Genomic DNA, 15364 nt, shown 5'->3' on the forward strand with positions numbered 1-15364 from the left:
TCCTCGGTCAGCGGCCAGCGCGCGACTCACGAATGTAGAATCGCGCCTTCTCGGCCTTCTTGGTGCAACCTTCAAACCCCTCGAACTGCTGCTGGGTCTTGGCGCCGGTCAGCAGCGACAAGGCCTTGGAGTAACTGACAGTACCGGCGAAACCCTCGGCCTTGGCCAGGTCGAGCTCCTTCCAGGCGGCATCCAGCTGGGTTGCGCAGCTGTCACGGTAGGCCGTCTTGCCCGCACAGCCAGCAAGGGCCAGCGCAATCAGTGGAAGGCAGATCCAGGCTTTCATCGGTAATTCCTCAAAGTGAAAAGAGTGGCTGTTCGACGCACCTGCAATAGAAAAGTGCCCGCCAAGGCGCTTTGCTTAGCGTAGATCAGCGCGGTGTACATTGAAGCACAGGCAGCAATGGGTGCATTGTTAAACCATGGTTGCACAGGCTGAGGGAAAATCATGAGTAAACGCGTTGCGCTGGTACTGGGATCGGGGGGTGCCCGAGGGTATGCACACATCGGTGTGATCGAAGAAATCGAACGACGCGGCTACGACATCGCCTGCGTCGCCGGCTGCTCCATGGGGGCGGTGGTGGGTGGCATCTATGCCGCCGGCAAACTCGAAGAGTATCGCAACTGGATCGAAAGCCTCGACTACCTGGACGTCCTGCGCCTGGTCGATGTCAGCTTCCGCCTTGGCGCGATCCGCGGTGACAAGGTGTTCGGCCAGATCCGCAAGATCGTCGGCGAGATCAACATCGAGCAGTTGCGCATCCCCTACACCGCAGTGGCCACCGACCTTACCAACCAACAGGAAATCTGGTTCCAGGAAGGGTGCCTGCACCAGGCCATGCGCGCGTCTGCAGCAATCCCCAGCCTGTTCACACCGGTGATGCAAGGCAACCGCATGCTGGTCGACGGTGGCATTCTCAACCCGCTGCCGATCGTGCCGGTGGTGTCCAGCCACTGCGACTTGATCATTGCGGTCAACCTCAACGCTACCAACCAGAAGCAGTACCAGTTGCCGGTGATCGAACGCCCGGCGGCATTCAAGATGCGCTTCGATTCGCTGCTCAGCTCGCTGGGTTCACGCCTGCCCTTCCGGCGCAAGCCGGCGGAAGAGCTGATACGTATCGAACAGGAAATCGTCGCCGAAGGGCTGGCGCCGCCCAGCCCGTGGCTGGCAGGTACTGCAGACCCGGAAGGCCAGCAGCCTGCGGCGGCCCCCGAACGTGAAGGGGCACCCAAGTCTGCTACCGGGTCATTCATCATCGACAACGTGGGGCCTGCGTCGCTGCTGGACCTGATCAACCAAAGCTTCGAAGTGATGCAGACGTCGCTGGCGCAATACAAGATTGCAGGGTACCCGCCCGATGTACTGATCAACGTACCCAAGCGCGTGTGCCGGTTCTTCGAGTTCTACAAAGCACCGGAGCTGATTGCCCTGGGTCGGGAGATTGCGCGGGATACGCTGGATAATTATGAAGGGGTGAAGCGGTAGAGGGCCGCTCAGGCCAGAAACAAGACAGGCCGCATTACGCGGCCTGTCTTGTCATGCAACGATCACTCAGTAACGGGTGATATCAGCATTGGCTTCCAACTGCTTGCGGTAGGCAGCGAAGTCCTGCTGGCCGGCACGCGAAGCGAGGTAGCGGCGAATCTGCTGCTTCTCTTCGTCGGTGGCCGCAGCGCCTTCGTTGACCCCTTTGAGCTGCAAGACCACCAGGCTGCCGTCGCCCAGCACCACACTGGTGTAGACCGGCTTGTCCTTGGCCTGCGGCTTGCCCAGGCGGAACACTGCCTGCAGCTCGGCCGGGTCGATGCCGTCCTCACCACGGGTCACTGCCTCGTAGGTTTTCCAGCCCTGACCCTCATGGACGCTGTCAGCGGCAATGGAGCCATCACGCAGGCCGGCAATCAGCTTGTCCGCCTTGGTCTTGAGTTCGGCTGTCGCCTTCTCCTTGGCCAGGTGTTCGCTGATGTTCTTGGCCACCGCTTCCAACGGCAGCTGTTCCGGCTTGCGGTGCTCCTTGACGCGCAGCACCACGGTGGTTTCCGGATCGAGCTCGATGGCGGTGCTGTTGGCAGCCTCCTCCAGCACTTCCTCCGAGAACGCCGCCTGAACCACCGCACGGTTGGCAGTGATACCTTCGCCACCCTCACGGCCGAACGCGGCGGAGGTGTGCACCTTCAGGTTCAGGTCCTGGGCAGGCTGAGCCAGGTCGGAAGCCTCGTAAGCGGCATCCTGCAACTGCTTGCTGGCGTCGACGTAGCGCTGTTCGACCAGCGGGGTCTTCAAGTCACGGGTCAGCTTGTCCTTCAGGCTGGCGAAACTTGGTACTTGCGGCGCCTCGACACCCAGCAGCTTGATCAGGTGGTAACCGAACTCGGTGCGCACCGGGGCCGATACCTGGCCATCTTTCAACTGGTACAAGGCATCTTCAAAGGCCGGGTCGTACACGCCAGGGCCGGCGAAGCCGAGGTCACCACCCGTAGTGGCCGAACCTGGGTCCTGGGAGAACTCCTTGGCCAGTGCGGCAAAGTCTTCACCCTTGGCCAGGCGCTGTTCGATCTCTTCGGCACGGGCCTTGGCCTGGGCGTCGGTGACCTTGTCGTTGACCTCGATCAGAATGTGCGCGGCATGGCGCTGTTCGGCGAGGTTGGCGATTTCTTTCTCGTACTGGGCCTTGAGCTCGTCATCACTAACCTTGACCTGGTCAAAGAACACCGACTTCTTCAGCTCGATGTAATCGATGACAACCTGGTCAGGCGACATGAATTCCTTGGCGTGCTGGTCGTAGTGCGCCTTGACCTCTGCTTCGCTGACCTTGACCGCGGCCGGGTCGGCCTTGAAGGTCAGGGAGGCGAAATCGCGGGTCTGCTTCTCCAGGCGCGCGAACGCCTCGACCTGCTTGTCAGTGACGAAGCTGCTGCCGGCAAGGCCGGTACGCAGTTGGCCGATGAGCATTTCCTCGGCAAGCATGTCGCGGAATTGCAGGCGGCCATAACCCATCTGGCGAATGACCTGGTCGAAACGATCGGCGTTGAACTTGCCGTCAACCTGGAACTCCGGAGTCTGCAGGATCACTTGATCCAGCGCGGCCTCGGAGAAGGCGAACTTGGCGTCTTCGGCGCCCTGCAACAGCAGCTTGCGAGTGATCAGGCCCTTGAGTGCCTCATCACGCAGCAGCTTGTCATCCAGCAGCGCAGGGTCGAAATCCTTGCCCAACTGTTGCATCAGCTGGCGGCGCTGCATGTCGGTCGCCTGGCTTAGCTCGTTCTGGCTGATGGTCTGGCCGTTCACCTTGGCGGCGTCCTGGCTATGGCTGGCAGCCTGGAAAATGGCCTCGAAGCCGGTCAACGCCATCAACACGACGATAAGGCCGATGATGGTCTTGGCAATCCAACCTTGTGAATTGTCCCTGATATTTTGCAGCATGCGTCCCCCAGAAACGGCTGTACCACTGCGTCGACAACCGCGGAGCGTGGGTAGAATCCTGATAAAAGAAAGGCGCATCCGAGGATGCGCCTTTTCTTAGCAAACGTGTCAGGCGGGAACGTTTGCGACCCGCCTCACGTGCTCGAACCTGGCCAGGCCGGGTCCGGCTGAAAGAGACGACTTAGTTGACGGCGTCTTTCAGGCCTTTGCCAGCCTTGAAGCCTGGAACCTTGGCGGCTTCGATCTTGATAGCCTTGCCAGTTTGAGGGTTACGGCCAGTACGCTCGGCGCGATCCTTGACCGAGAAGGTACCGAAGCCAACCAGAACGACGTCGTCGCCTGCTTTCAGGGCACCCGTTACGGAGTCGATCACAGCATCCAGAGCCTTACCTGCGGTAGCTTTGGAAATGTCAGCCGATGCAGCGATAGCGTCAATCAGTTCCGACTTGTTCACTCTAAGTCCCCTTATTTCTCTAATGAGTTTGTTTCTAAGTATGTAATGAAAAGCGTATGTAACGTGCGCTGGGTGGCCTGATAACAATAGCGTGCCGCTTTATAGCAAGGCCCCGAAAAAACTGTCAAGGAAAGCCCCCCAGCTAAAAACTACTAATGCGTGCTGATTCTTTCCTTAGCATCGCTGTCGCGCTTCTCATCCTTTGCGACAATCTCCGGAGCCACATCTGGCAAGGGCTCCGGGGCGTATTGCAGCGCAATTTGCAGGACTTCGTCAATCCATTTGACCGGTTTGATCTGAAGATCCTGTTTGATATTTTCCGGAATCTCCTTCAGGTCGCGAACATTCTCCTCGGGAATGATCACCGTCTTGATGCCGCCACGGTGTGCCGCCAGCAGTTTTTCCTTCAACCCGCCAATGGCCAGGACCTGACCACGCAAGGTGATCTCGCCGGTCATTGCCACGTCGGCACGTACCGGAATCTGCGTCAGCGCCGACACCAGCGCGGTGCACATGCCGATACCGGCACTTGGGCCGTCCTTGGGCGTGGCGCCCTCGGGCATGTGGATATGCACATCATGCTTCTCGTGGAAGTCAGCTGCGATGCCCAGGCTGCGGGCGCGGCTGCGCACCACGGTCTGCGCGGCAGTGATCGACTCGACCATGACATCGCCCAGGGAACCGGTCTTGATCAGCTGCCCCTTGCCGGGGATCACCACCGCCTCGATGGTCAGCAATTCGCCACCCACCTGGGTCCACGCCAGGCCGGTTACCTGACCGATCTGGTCCTGTTGCTCGGCTAGGCCGTAACGGAACTTGCGCACGCCCAGCAGGTGTTCGAGCTGCTCGCTGGACACTTTTACCTTGACCTGCTTCTGCCCGGTATGTTCCTTGACCACCTTGCGGCAGACCTTGGCAATCTGCCGCTCCAGGCCCCGCACGCCGGCTTCGCGGGTGTAGTAACGGATGATGTCGCGGATCGCCGAGACATCGATCTCGAGCTCTTCCTTCTTCAGGCCGTTGGCCTTGACCTGCTTGGGCACCAGGTACTTGACCGCGATGTTGATCTTCTCGTCTTCGGTGTAGCCCGGCAGACGGATGACTTCCATGCGGTCCAGCAACGCTGGCGGGATGTTCATCGAGTTGGAGGTGCAGAGGAACATCACGTCCGAGAGGTCGTAGTCGACTTCCAGGTAGTGGTCGTTGAAGTTGTGGTTCTGCTCGGGGTCGAGTACTTCGAGCAATGCCGAGGCCGGGTCGCCACGCATGTCGCTGCCCATCTTGTCGATCTCGTCGAGCAGGAACAGCGGGTTGCGCACGCCCACCTTGGTCATCTTCTGGATCAGACGGCCCGGCATGGAGCCGATGTAGGTGCGACGGTGGCCACGAATCTCGGCCTCGTCACGCACGCCGCCCAGGGCCATGCGCACGAACTTGCGGTTGGTGGCGGCAGCAATCGACTCGGCCAGCGAGGTCTTACCGACGCCAGGCGGGCCGACCAGGCACAGCACCGGGCCGCGGATCTTCTTCACGCGCTTTTGCACGGCAAGGTATTCAAGGATGCGTTCCTTGACCTCTTCGAGGCCATAGTGGTCGGCATCAAGGATTTCCTCGGCCTTGGCCAGGTCCAGGCGCACCTTGCTCTGGGCCTTCCACGGCACCTGGACGAGCCAGTCGAGGTAGGAGCGAACCACCGTCGCTTCAGCCGACATCGGCGACATCTGCTTGAGCTTGTTCAGCTCGGCCTGGGCCTTGGTCAGGGCATCCTTGGGCAGGCCAGCGGCTTCGATGCGCTTTTTCAGCTCTTCGACTTCGTTGTGGCCTTCGTCGCCATCACCGAGCTCTTTCTGAATGGCCTTCATCTGCTCATTCAGGTAGTACTCGCGCTGGCTGCGCTCCATTTGCTTTTTGACCCGACCACGGATGCGCTTCTCGACCTGCAACAGGTCGATCTCGGCATCCAGCAGCGCCAGCACGTGCTCGACGCGGGTCGTCAGGTCGACGATCTCGAGGATTTCCTGCTTCTGCTCGATCTTCAGCGCCATGTGCGCGGCCATGGTATCGACCAGGCGCCCAGGCTCTTCGATGCTGTTCAACGACGACAGTACTTCGGCGGGCACTTTCTTGCCCAACTGCACGTACTGCTCGAATTGCGACAGCAACGTGCGCACGAAGACTTCCGACTCGCGCTCGGCGGCATCGACTTCATCGATCAGGGAAACTTCGGCACGGATGTGCCCTTCTACTTCGGTGAAGCGCTCGACCGCACCGCGCTGCTCGCCCTCGACCAGCACCTTGACGGTGCCATCGGGCAGTTTCAGCAATTGCAACACGGTGGCAACGGTACCGACACGGTACAGGGCGTCTTCGCCTGGATCGTCATCGGCCGGGTTCTTCTGGGCCAGCAGCAGAATCTGCTTCTCGCCCGTCATCGCTGCCTCAAGGGCTTCGATGGATTTTTCGCGCCCCACGAACAGCGGGATGACCATGTGCGGGTAAACAACGACATCGCGCAATGGCAAAAGAGGCAAGTCGAGGGTGGTCTTCATGATTTCGCCTCTACAGCGGCCTTTATGGCCGGAAACCGGTGGAAATGATGCTTGGACCTAATGTGGGGGCACGCCTGGGAAATTACAAGCGCTTGCGCAGGAAAAGCAGAAAGGGGCCCGTAGGCCCCTTTCTTTCTTGCTTGCAACCACCACCTGGTTATCGCCTGGATCAGGCGTCAGGTGCGGCCTTGGCTTGCGGCTCGCTGTTCTCGTAGATCATCAGCGGCTGCGAAGTACCCTCGATGACGCTCTCATCGATCACCACCTTGCTGACATCCTTCTGCGAAGGGATCTCGTACATGGTGTCGAGCAGCACACCTTCGAGGATCGAACGCAGGCCACGGGCACCGGTTTTGCGCTCCAAGGCCTTGCGAGCAACGGCCTTGAGTGCATCGCTGCGGAACTCGAGGTCGACGCTTTCCATCTCGAACAGCTTGGCATACTGCTTGGTCAGCGCGTTCTTCGGCTCGGTGAGGATCTGCATCAAAGCAGCCTCATCCAGCTCATCGAGCGTCGCCAGTACAGGCAGACGGCCGACGAACTCGGGGATCAGGCCAAACTTGACCAGGTCGTCCGGCTCGACTTCACGCAGGGACTCGCCAACTTTCTTGCCTTCTTCCTTGCTACGTACTTCTGCGCTGAAACCAATGCCACCCTTGGTGGAGCGGTTCTGGATGACCTTTTCCAGACCCGAGAACGCGCCACCGCAAATGAACAGGATATTGCGGGTATCAACCTGCAGGAATTCCTGTTGCGGGTGCTTGCGCCCACCTTGCGGCGGAACCGAAGCAACGGTGCCTTCGATCAGTTTCAACAGCGCCTGCTGCACGCCTTCGCCCGATACGTCACGGGTGATGGACGGGTTGTCCGACTTGCGCGAAATCTTGTCGATTTCGTCGATGTAGACAATGCCCATCTGGGCCTTTTCCACGTCGTAGTCGCACTTCTGCAGCAGTTTCTGAATGATGTTCTCGACGTCCTCACCCACATAACCGGCTTCGGTCAGGGTGGTGGCGTCAGCAATGGTGAACGGTACGTTCAGCAGACGTGCAAGGGTTTCGGCGAGCAGGGTCTTGCCCGAGCCGGTAGGCCCGATGAGCAGGATGTTGCTCTTGCCGAGTTCGACTTCGTCGCCCTTCTTGTCACGCTGGTTAAGGCGCTTGTAGTGGTTGTACACCGCTACGGCCAGCACCTTCTTCGCGCGCTCCTGACCAATCACATACTGGTCCAGGATGCCGCTGATTTCTTTCGGCGAAGGCAATTTGTGCGCGCTGCTCTCGGCCTGGGCTTCCTGCACCTCCTCACGGATGATGTCATTGCACAGGTCGACGCACTCGTCGCAGATAAATACCGAGGGCCCGGCAATCAATTTGCGCACTTCGTGCTGGCTTTTGCCGCAGAAGGAGCAATAGAGCAATTTGCCGCTGTCCTCGCCGTTACGGGTGTCAGTCATTCGATCGATCCAATCCGGTAGGCTTGCAACACAAGATGAAGGCAATTGCGGGCTTTTTCAAGTCCGCAGGTAGGCGCTTTCGGCGCCCACCTGCTCTGGCCCCTGGGATCAGGAGGCCAGTTGCCGCTTGTCGTATACCGAGTCGATCAGGCCGTACTCGGCCGCGCGCGAGGCGCTCATGAAGTTGTCACGCTCGGTGTCGCGCTTGATGGTCTCCAGATCCTGGCCAGTGTGGTAGGCCAGCAACTCGTTCAGACGCGCCTTGATATTGAGGATTTCCTGGGCGTGGATCTCGATATCGGTAGCCTGGCCCTGGAAGCCGCCCAGCGGCTGGTGAATCATCACACGCGAGTTAGGCAGGCAGTGACGCTTGCCTTTGGCACCGGCAGTCAGCAGGAAGGCGCCCATGCTGCAGGCTTGGCCGATGCAGATGGTCGAGACGTCCGGCTTGATGAACTGCATGGTGTCGTAGATCGACATGCCAGCGGTGACCGAGCCACCCGGCGAGTTGATGTACAGATGGATATCCTTGTCCGGGTTTTCCGCTTCGAGGAACAACATCTGCGCCACGACGAGGTTGGCCATGTAGTCTTCTACCGGGCCCACCAGGAAAATCACTCGCTCCTTCAACAAACGCGAGTAGATGTCGTAAGCGCGTTCGCCACGGGCGGACTGCTCGATAACCATCGGGACCAGGCCGCCTGCGGCCTGGATGTCAGAGCTCTGCTGAATATAAGAATTGCGGGACATGTCCTGCGCTCACTCCCAAATAGTCATGGCTTGAATACGCACAAGCCAGCGCGAAGGCTGGCTTGTGGGGGTTTCCTACGAGAGTAGCGTATTACTCGGCTTCGGCAGGTGCCTCAGCGGGTTTTACGGCTTCTTCGTACGAGACCGATTTGTCGGTCACAGTCGCTTTCTGCAGAACAGTATCTACAACTTGCTCTTCCAGCACAACCGAACGGACTTCGTTCAGTTGCTGGTCGTTCTTGTAGTACCAGGAGATGACCTGCTCTGGCTCTTGGTAAGCCGAGGCCATTTCTTCGATCATCTCGCGAACCTTGCCTTCGTCTGGCTTCAGTTCGAACTGCTTGACCACTTCAGCGACGATCAGGCCCAGGACCACACGGCGCTTGGCTTGTTCGGTGAACAGCTCGGCCGGCAGTTGCTCAGGCTTGATGTTGCCGCCGAACTGTTGAACAGCCTGCACGCGCAGACGGTTGACTTCGTTCTCCAGCAGGGCTTTTGGCACTTCGATCGGGTTGGCGGCCAGCAGACCGTCCATGACCTGGTTCTTGACCTTGGCCTTGATCGCCTGACGCAACTCACGCTCCATGTTCTTGCGAACTTCGGTGCGGAAGCCTTCCAGGGTCGATTCCTTGATGCCGAACTGGGCGAAGAATTCTTCGTTCAGCTCAGGCAGCGCAGGTGCCGAAACGCTGTTGACGGTGATGGTGAACTCGGCGGCCTTGCCGGCCAGGTCCAGGTTTTGATAGTCCTCTGGGAAGGTCACGTTGACAACGCGCTCTTCGCCAGCCTTGGCGCCTACCAGGCCATCTTCGAAGCCTGGGATCATGCGGCCGGAGCCCAGCACCAGCTGAGTGCCCTTGGCCGAACCGCCAGCGAACACTTCACCGTCTACCTTGCCGACGAAGTCGATGTTGACTTGGTCGTCGTTCTGCGCAGCGCGCTCAACGGTTTCGAAGCGGGTGTTCTGCTTGCGCAGCACTTCCAGCATGTTGTCCAGGTCGGCGTCAGCCACTTCGGCGCTCAGGCGCTCGACGTTGATCGACTCGAGGCCGGCAACGGTGAACTCAGGGAACACTTCGAAGATAGCGACGAATTCCAGGTCCTTGCCTTTTTCGAAGGACTTCGGCTCGACAGCCGGAGCGCCAGCCGGGTTCAGCTTCTGCTCGACCACAGCTTCGTAGAAGGAAGACTGGACCAGATCACCGAACACTTCCTGACGGGCGTCAGCTTCGAAACGCTGACGGATCACGCTCATCGGTACTTTGCCAGGACGGAAGCCTGCAACCTTGGCGCGACGGGCAGTCTGCTGCAGACGCTTGTTGACTTCGGTCTCGACGCGATCGGCCGGGACGGCGATGGTCATGCGGCGCTCGAGAGCGGAAGTGTTTTCAACAGAAACTTGCATGGATATTCCTCGTTGCACAGACGTTAGCCGGCGTTAGCCCGACTCCAGAATCAAGGGCAAGCATTCTAGTGAGTCGCGCAGCAGAAGTCACCCCACTCGGGACGACGGGAAACCACGCCGGTCGATTAACTTGCAGGGCACGTACGGCGTACCGTCGAGCCCGATTCACTTGAGGCTGCGCGCCACCTTGGGCGACCCGCAGCCGAAATACCTTGTCAAACAACTGCAGCCAACGAATTCGCCTTCCTTATTGAGGGTCGATTTCATTGAACTGGCAGTACTCTTCCCAGGCCATGCCCAGCGCCTCAGCGACCTCGCGGTGCGTCTCCAGGCGCATGGCCTGCAGCTGCTCCGGGCTTTCAGCGATCAATTGCAGCGCCAGCTCCCAAGGTTCTATACCTTGCTCCTCGGCCGCATCTTCGAAGGCCCATTCGATCTGCTGGGCTTGCTCTTGCGCATCCAGCTCGCGGATTTCTTCGAGCAGTTGCGGGTTGGCGTCGGCGAAGCGCTGCAGCGCCATGGCCTGACGGGCTTCTTTTGCAATCATGGGGTCTTTCCTCTGCCGACCGCAGGGCCGGTGCTTCAACCGGCTGAAATCTATCAGCTTTTATTGGGGCGCCACCAGAGGATTACAAGGGGGATCAGGTGGATTGCCAAACACTTTTCCGCCGCGCACAAAAAAAGCCGCAATCAGCGGCTTTTCTCGACACCCCACCACGCCCGCGTGGTGTAGACAAAACAAAGGCGCCTGATTTTACAATCAAGGCGCCTTCGAAAAATATGGGGTGGACGATGGGAATCGAACCCACGACAACTGGAATCACAATCCAGCGCTCTACCAACTGAGCTACGCCCACCATATTGCGGTCTTGCGGTATGTTACAAATGCAGGGTGTTACAGAAGCATGGTGCGGACGAAGAGACTCGAACTCTTACAGCTTGCGCCGCTGGAACCTAAATCCAGTGTGTCTACCAATTTCACCACGTCCGCGTAACGCTTAAAACAAAGGCGCCGGATCGTACAATCAAGGCGCCCCTGTAAAATATGGGGTGGACGATGGGAATCGAACCCACGACAACTGGAATCACAATCCAGCGCTCTACCAACTGAGCTACGCCCACCATATTGCGGTACAACTACTTGCTTGCCTAAGCTGCCTGATGGCGCACCCGGCAGGACTCGAACCTGCGACCATCCGCTTAGAAGGCGGATGCTCTATCCAGCTGAGCTACGGGCGCATAAGCGATCAGCCTAACCGAACGATGACTCAACAGCGAACTGCCAAACCACTCATTCTGCCCGACTTTGCCAACCAGTGCTAGGCAGTGCCCGACAAGTGCGGCGAATGTTATAGCCGAGCTGCTAGGTCGTCAACATCTTTTTCTAAAAAATTTAAATTATTTAAGGGGTTAGGGGATTTGCCCGACCACCCGCCTTTGCCCTCGGGCCGTGTCGTGCGAGAATGTGCGCTCTTTATTGTTTCCTTCTCGATGGTTAATCACGCGTCTATGACTGCACACCTAATCGATGGCAAGGCGATCGCCGCCAGCCTGCGCCAGCAGATCGCTCAACGTGTCGTGGAGCGTCGCCAGCAAGGCCTGCGCACCCCGGGCCTGGCTGTGATCCTGGTCGGCACCGACCCCGCCTCCCAAGTCTATGTCTCGCACAAGCGCAAGGACTGTGAAGAGGTCGGCTTCATTTCCCAGGCGTTCGACCTGCCCAGCGAAACCACGCAGCAAGCCCTGACCGAGCTGATCGACCGCCTCAATGACGACCCGGCCGTCGACGGCATCCTGCTGCAACTGCCGCTGCCCGCTCACCTGGACGCCTCGCTGCTGCTCGAGCGCATCCGCCCGGACAAAGATGTCGACGGCTTCCATCCGTACAACGTCGGCCGCCTGGCCCAGCGTATTCCGCTGCTGCGTCCCTGCACGCCGAAAGGCATCATGACCCTGCTCGAAAGCACCGGTCAGGACCTGTACGGCATGAACGCGGTCATCGTCGGCGCCTCCAATATCGTCGGCCGCCCCATGGCCATGGAGCTGTTGCTGGCCGGTTGCACCGTCACGGTCTGCCACCGCTTCACCAAAGACCTGGCCGGCCACGTCGGCCGTGCCGACCTGGTGGTCGTGGCCGCCGGCAAGCCGGGGCTGGTCAAGGGTGAGTGGGTCAAGGAAGGCGCCATCGTCATCGACGTGGGCATCAACCGCCAGGAAGATGGCAAGCTGGTTGGCGACGTGGTCTACGAGACTGCCTTGCCACGCGCGGGCTGGATCACCCCAGTGCCGGGTGGCGTCGGCCCGATGACCCGGGCTTGCTTGCTGGAAAACACGCTGTATGCAGCTGAAGAGCTGCATAAGTAAGAAAGCGTGATAAAAAACGGCACCGATTGCAGGTGCCGTTTTTTTTGCCTGCGGTTTATCGGCTGACTGTACCGACCTTTGCGCGGTCGTTAGCCGATCACTTGCGCGCCGCCTCCCACGACTTCAGCAGCTCGTTGTAGCTCACCGTCTCGCCCTTGGGCTTTTCGTTGGCCAGCTTAGGCTTCGGCGCGCCCGGCTGGTCGTACCAGTATTGGGCGTCCCGTTCCGGGTTGAGCTTCGGCGCACAGGTTGCCTGGGCATTGGAACGCTGCAGCCGCTCCATCATCCGGTCCTGATCACGGGCCAGGCCATCCAGCGCCTCCTGCGGGGTCTTCTCGCCGCTGGCCACTTCGGCGATATGGCTCCACCACAATTGCGCCAGCCGCGGGTAATCAGGCACGTTGGTGCCGGTGGGCGTCCATTGCACCCGTGCCGGGCTGCGGTAGAACTCCACCAGCCCGCCCAGCTTGGGCGCAAGGTCGGTCATCGCCTGGGAGTTGATGTCCGACTCGCGAATCGGCGTCAGACCGACGATGGTCTTTTTCAGCGACACCGTCTTGGATGTCACGAACTGCGCATACAGCCAGGCAGCCAGGCGCTGCTTCTCGGGGGTGGACTTGAAGAACGTCCAGGAGCCGGTGTCCTGATAGCCCAGCTTCATCCCCTCCTCCCAGTACGGCCCCTTGGGCGATGGCGCCATGCGCCACTTCGGCGTGCCATCGGCGTTGACCACCGGCAGCCCGGGCTTGGTCATGTCGGCGGTAAAGGCGGTGTACCAGAAGATCTGCTGGGCAATGTTGCCCTGCGCCGGCACCGGGCCTGCCTCGGAGAAGGTCATGCCCTGGGCTTCCTTGGGCGCGTAGGCGCGCATCCAGTCCACGTACTTCTGTGTTGCGTACACGGCCGCCGGGCCATTGGTGTCACCGCCGCGGGTAACGCTGGAACCCACCGGGTGGCAGTCCTCCACGCGGATGCCCCACTCGTCCACCGGCAGGCCATTGGGCAGGCCCTTGTCGCCACCGCCGGCCATCGAGAACCAGGCATCGGTAAAGCGCCACCCCAGCGACGGGTCCTTCTTGCCGTAGTCCATGTGGCCATAGACACGCTTGCCGTCGATTTCCTTGACGTCCTCGCTGAAGAATTGGGCGATGTCCTCGTAGGCCGACCAGTTCACCGGCACGCCCAGCTCATAGCCGTACTTCTCCTTGAACCTGGCTTTGAGCGCTGGCCGCTCGAACCAGTCGGCACGGAACCAGTAAAGGTTGGCGAACTGCTGGTCAGGCAACTGGTAGACCTTGCCATCCGGCGCGGTGGTAAACGAGATGCCGATGAAATCCTTGAGGTCGAGGGTCGGCGAAGTGTAGGCCTTGCCCTCGTTGGCCATCAGGTCGGTGATCGATTCGACCTTGCCATAGCGAAAATGCGTACCGATCAGGTCCGAATCGTTGACCCAGCCGTCATAGATGTTCTTGTCCGATTGCATCTGGGTCTGCAGCTTCTCGACCACGTCACCTTCCTGCAGCAGGTCGTGGGTCAGCTGGATGCCGGTGATCTCACTGAAGGCCTTGGCCAGCACCTTGGATTCGTACTCATGGGTGGTGATGGTTTCCGACACCACATTGATCTTCATCCCACGAAACGGTTCGGCGGCCTTGATGAACCACTTGAGTTCGGCCAACTGCTGCTCAGGTGTCAGGGTCGAAGGCTTGAACTCGCTGCCGATCCACCGCGATGCCGCTTCCTCGTACTGGTCGGCCCACGCCGCGCCCGGCACGCTGGCCAGCACCAGCAACGCGGCCAGGGTCAAATGTCGCCTTTTGTCATTGTCATGGAACATTGTGATCTCCCGATTGAGTTATTCCCGGAGCCGTCGCTCAGCCCCAACGCAGCACCACCACGAGCCAGCCCAGCGACAGCAGCGAGGCCACCCACAACGGCCAGTCGCTGACCCCGACTACCAACAAGTGCAGGTAGGCGCTGACCAGCAAGCCAACGAACAACCGGTCGCCACGGCTGGTGACGATCGGCAGAAAGCCGCGCCGCTCCACACAGGGGTGGCGCAGTTCGAGCAGGGTCATGCACACCAGCAGCACACCGACGGCAGCGAAGAACAGCGCTGTCGGCAGGGTCCAGGCCATCCATTCCATGCGTTGCCCTCCTTACACCCGGCCAAGGGCAAAGCCCTTGGCCACATGGTTGCGGACAAACCAGATCACCAGCATGCCCGGCAAGATGGTCAGCACGCCGGCAGCGGCCAGCACGCCCCAGTCGATACCGGAAGCCGAAACGGTACGCGTCATCACCGCCGCGATCGGCTTGGCATTGACTGAGGTGAGGGTGCGCGCCAGCAGCAGTTCGACCCACGAAAACATGAAGCAGAAAAACGCCGTCACGCCGATGCCGGAGCCAATCAGCGGGATGAAGATCTTCACGAAGAAACGCGGGAAGCTGTAACCGTCGATGTAAGCCGTTTCGTCGATCTCCTTCGGCACCCCCGACATGAAGCCCTCAAGGATCCACACCGCCAGCGGCACGTTGAACAAGCAATGGGCCAGCGCCACGGCAATGTGCGTGTCGAACAGGCCAATCGAGGAATACAGCTGAAAAAACGGCAACAGGAACACCGCCGGCGGCGCCATGCGGTTGGTCAGCAACCAGAAGAACAGGTGGCGGTCGCCAAGAAAGCGATAGCGTGAGAAGGCATAGGCCGCCGGCAACGCCACCGCCAGCGAAATAAGCGTGTTCAGGCACACGTAGTACAGCGAGTTGATATAGCCGCTGTACCAGCTGGCGTCGGTGAAGATCACCCGGTAATTGTCGAGCGTGAATGCCTGTGGCCACAGGGTCAGGCCGCCGAGGATCTCGGTGTTGCTCTTGAACGACATGTTCAGCAGCCAGTAGATCGGCACCAGCAGGAAGAAGAAGTACAGCAGCAGGGGCAATGCCTTGCGCGCGCTCATGG

The 15364-nt window shown here is 59.9% G+C and carries 13 protein-coding genes and 4 tRNA genes; 2 read left to right on the top strand and 15 right to left on the bottom strand.

What is annotated here, in order from left to right; translation table 11 throughout:
- Positions 1-7 precede the first annotated feature (7 nt).
- Positions 8-286, bottom strand: a complete 279-nt coding sequence (locus CKW22_RS01460) for a hypothetical protein (RefSeq protein ID WP_027593946.1) — start codon at positions 284-286, stop codon at positions 8-10.
- A gap of 162 nt (positions 287-448) precedes the next feature.
- On the opposite strand from CKW22_RS01460, the gene CKW22_RS01465 reads away from it, so the two are divergent.
- Positions 449-1489 (top strand): patatin-like phospholipase family protein, encoded by a 1041-nt coding sequence (locus CKW22_RS01465; RefSeq protein ID WP_033699102.1) that lies wholly within the window; start codon positions 449-451, stop codon positions 1487-1489.
- Positions 1490-1555: 66 nt separating this feature from the next.
- Here CKW22_RS01465 and CKW22_RS01470 read toward each other — a convergent pair whose 3' ends face one another.
- The 11 genes from CKW22_RS01470 to CKW22_RS01520 all read right to left on the bottom strand — a co-directional run bounded on the left by CKW22_RS01470 (position 1556) and on the right by CKW22_RS01520 (position 11277).
- Positions 1556-3427, bottom strand: a complete 1872-nt coding sequence (locus CKW22_RS01470) for a SurA N-terminal domain-containing protein (protein WP_033699103.1) — start codon at positions 3425-3427, stop codon at positions 1556-1558.
- Positions 3428-3608: 181 nt separating this feature from the next.
- Positions 3609-3881, bottom strand: coding sequence for an HU family DNA-binding protein (locus CKW22_RS01475; protein WP_016485887.1), 273 nt, complete (start codon positions 3879-3881; stop codon positions 3609-3611).
- A gap of 152 nt (positions 3882-4033) precedes the next feature.
- Positions 4034-6430, bottom strand: coding sequence for an endopeptidase La (gene lon, locus CKW22_RS01480; protein WP_033699105.1), 2397 nt, complete (start codon positions 6428-6430; stop codon positions 4034-4036).
- Between the two features lie 169 nt (positions 6431-6599).
- The gene (gene clpX, locus CKW22_RS01485; RefSeq protein WP_033699106.1) at positions 6600-7883 is read right to left on the bottom strand and encodes an ATP-dependent Clp protease ATP-binding subunit ClpX; all 1284 of its coding nucleotides are present in this window, start codon (positions 7881-7883) and stop codon (positions 6600-6602) included.
- 108 nt (positions 7884-7991) lie between these two features.
- On the bottom strand, positions 7992-8633 hold the full coding sequence (gene clpP, locus CKW22_RS01490) for an ATP-dependent Clp endopeptidase proteolytic subunit ClpP (protein WP_027593952.1): 642 nt from the start codon (positions 8631-8633) through the stop codon (positions 7992-7994).
- A 91-nt stretch (positions 8634-8724) separates the two neighbouring features.
- Positions 8725-10038 carry a trigger factor gene (tig, locus tag CKW22_RS01495; RefSeq protein WP_033699108.1) on the bottom strand — a complete coding sequence of 438 codons (1314 nt, stop codon included), beginning with the start codon at positions 10036-10038 and terminating at the stop codon, positions 8725-8727.
- Between the two features lie 247 nt (positions 10039-10285).
- Entirely contained in the window at positions 10286-10585 is a 300-nt protein-coding gene (locus CKW22_RS01500; RefSeq protein WP_095063660.1) for a DUF6388 family protein, read from the bottom strand.
- A 234-nt stretch (positions 10586-10819) separates the two neighbouring features.
- Positions 10820-10895, bottom strand: a tRNA-His gene (locus tag CKW22_RS01505).
- Between the two features lie 49 nt (positions 10896-10944).
- Positions 10945-11029, bottom strand: a tRNA-Leu gene (locus CKW22_RS01510).
- A gap of 55 nt (positions 11030-11084) precedes the next feature.
- Positions 11085-11160: transfer RNA gene (locus tag CKW22_RS01515), tRNA-His, on the bottom strand.
- 40 nt (positions 11161-11200) lie between these two features.
- Positions 11201-11277: transfer RNA gene (locus tag CKW22_RS01520), tRNA-Arg, on the bottom strand.
- Positions 11278-11547: 270 nt separating this feature from the next.
- Between CKW22_RS01520 and folD the strand changes: the two genes are divergently transcribed.
- Entirely contained in the window at positions 11548-12402 is an 855-nt protein-coding gene (gene folD, locus CKW22_RS01525) for a bifunctional methylenetetrahydrofolate dehydrogenase/methenyltetrahydrofolate cyclohydrolase FolD (RefSeq protein WP_095063661.1), read from the top strand.
- A gap of 97 nt (positions 12403-12499) precedes the next feature.
- Here the strand turns inward: folD and CKW22_RS01530 are convergent, their stop codons facing one another.
- The 3 genes from CKW22_RS01530 to CKW22_RS01540 are packed head-to-tail and all read right to left on the bottom strand — an operon-like array spanning position 12500 to position 15362.
- Positions 12500-14239, bottom strand: coding sequence for an ABC transporter substrate-binding protein (locus CKW22_RS01530; protein ID WP_095063662.1), 1740 nt, complete (start codon positions 14237-14239; stop codon positions 12500-12502).
- A gap of 37 nt (positions 14240-14276) precedes the next feature.
- A complete protein-coding gene (locus tag CKW22_RS01535) occupies positions 14277-14549 on the bottom strand; it encodes a DUF2160 domain-containing protein (protein ID WP_047581170.1) in 273 nt (90 codons plus the stop codon).
- Positions 14550-14561: 12 nt separating this feature from the next.
- On the bottom strand, positions 14562-15362 hold the full coding sequence (locus CKW22_RS01540; RefSeq protein ID WP_033699115.1) for a carbohydrate ABC transporter permease: 801 nt from the start codon (positions 15360-15362) through the stop codon (positions 14562-14564).
- Positions 15363-15364: the final 2 nt, after the last annotated feature.

This window comes from Pseudomonas sp. Irchel s3f19, assembly GCF_900187555.1.
Taxonomy (GTDB): domain Bacteria; phylum Pseudomonadota; class Gammaproteobacteria; order Pseudomonadales; family Pseudomonadaceae; genus Aquipseudomonas; species Aquipseudomonas capeferrum.

Excerpts from the sequence above, each read along its gene's own strand:
- CKW22_RS01540 (WP_033699115.1), bottom strand. The coding sequence starts at position 15,362 with ATGAGCGCGCGCAAGGCATTGCCCCTGCTGCTGTACTTCTTCTTCCTG.
- folD (WP_095063661.1), top strand. The coding sequence starts at position 11,548 with ATGACTGCACACCTAATCGATGGCAAGGCGATCGCCGCCAGCCTGCGC.
- CKW22_RS01500 (WP_095063660.1), bottom strand. The coding sequence starts at position 10,585 with ATGATTGCAAAAGAAGCCCGTCAGGCCATGGCGCTGCAGCGCTTCGCC.
- lon (WP_033699105.1), bottom strand. The coding sequence starts at position 6,430 with ATGAAGACCACCCTCGACTTGCCTCTTTTGCCATTGCGCGATGTCGTT.
- tig (WP_033699108.1), bottom strand. The coding sequence starts at position 10,038 with ATGCAAGTTTCTGTTGAAAACACTTCCGCTCTCGAGCGCCGCATGACC.
- CKW22_RS01535 (WP_047581170.1), bottom strand. The coding sequence starts at position 14,549 with ATGGAATGGATGGCCTGGACCCTGCCGACAGCGCTGTTCTTCGCTGCC.
- clpX (WP_033699106.1), bottom strand. The coding sequence starts at position 7,883 with ATGACTGACACCCGTAACGGCGAGGACAGCGGCAAATTGCTCTATTGC.
- CKW22_RS01530 (WP_095063662.1), bottom strand. The coding sequence starts at position 14,239 with ATGTTCCATGACAATGACAAAAGGCGACATTTGACCCTGGCCGCGTTG.
- clpP (WP_027593952.1), bottom strand. The coding sequence starts at position 8,633 with ATGTCCCGCAATTCTTATATTCAGCAGAGCTCTGACATCCAGGCCGCA.
- CKW22_RS01470 (WP_033699103.1), bottom strand. The coding sequence starts at position 3,427 with ATGCTGCAAAATATCAGGGACAATTCACAAGGTTGGATTGCCAAGACC.
- CKW22_RS01465 (WP_033699102.1), top strand. The coding sequence starts at position 449 with ATGAGTAAACGCGTTGCGCTGGTACTGGGATCGGGGGGTGCCCGAGGG.
- CKW22_RS01460 (WP_027593946.1), bottom strand. The coding sequence starts at position 286 with ATGAAAGCCTGGATCTGCCTTCCACTGATTGCGCTGGCCCTTGCTGGC.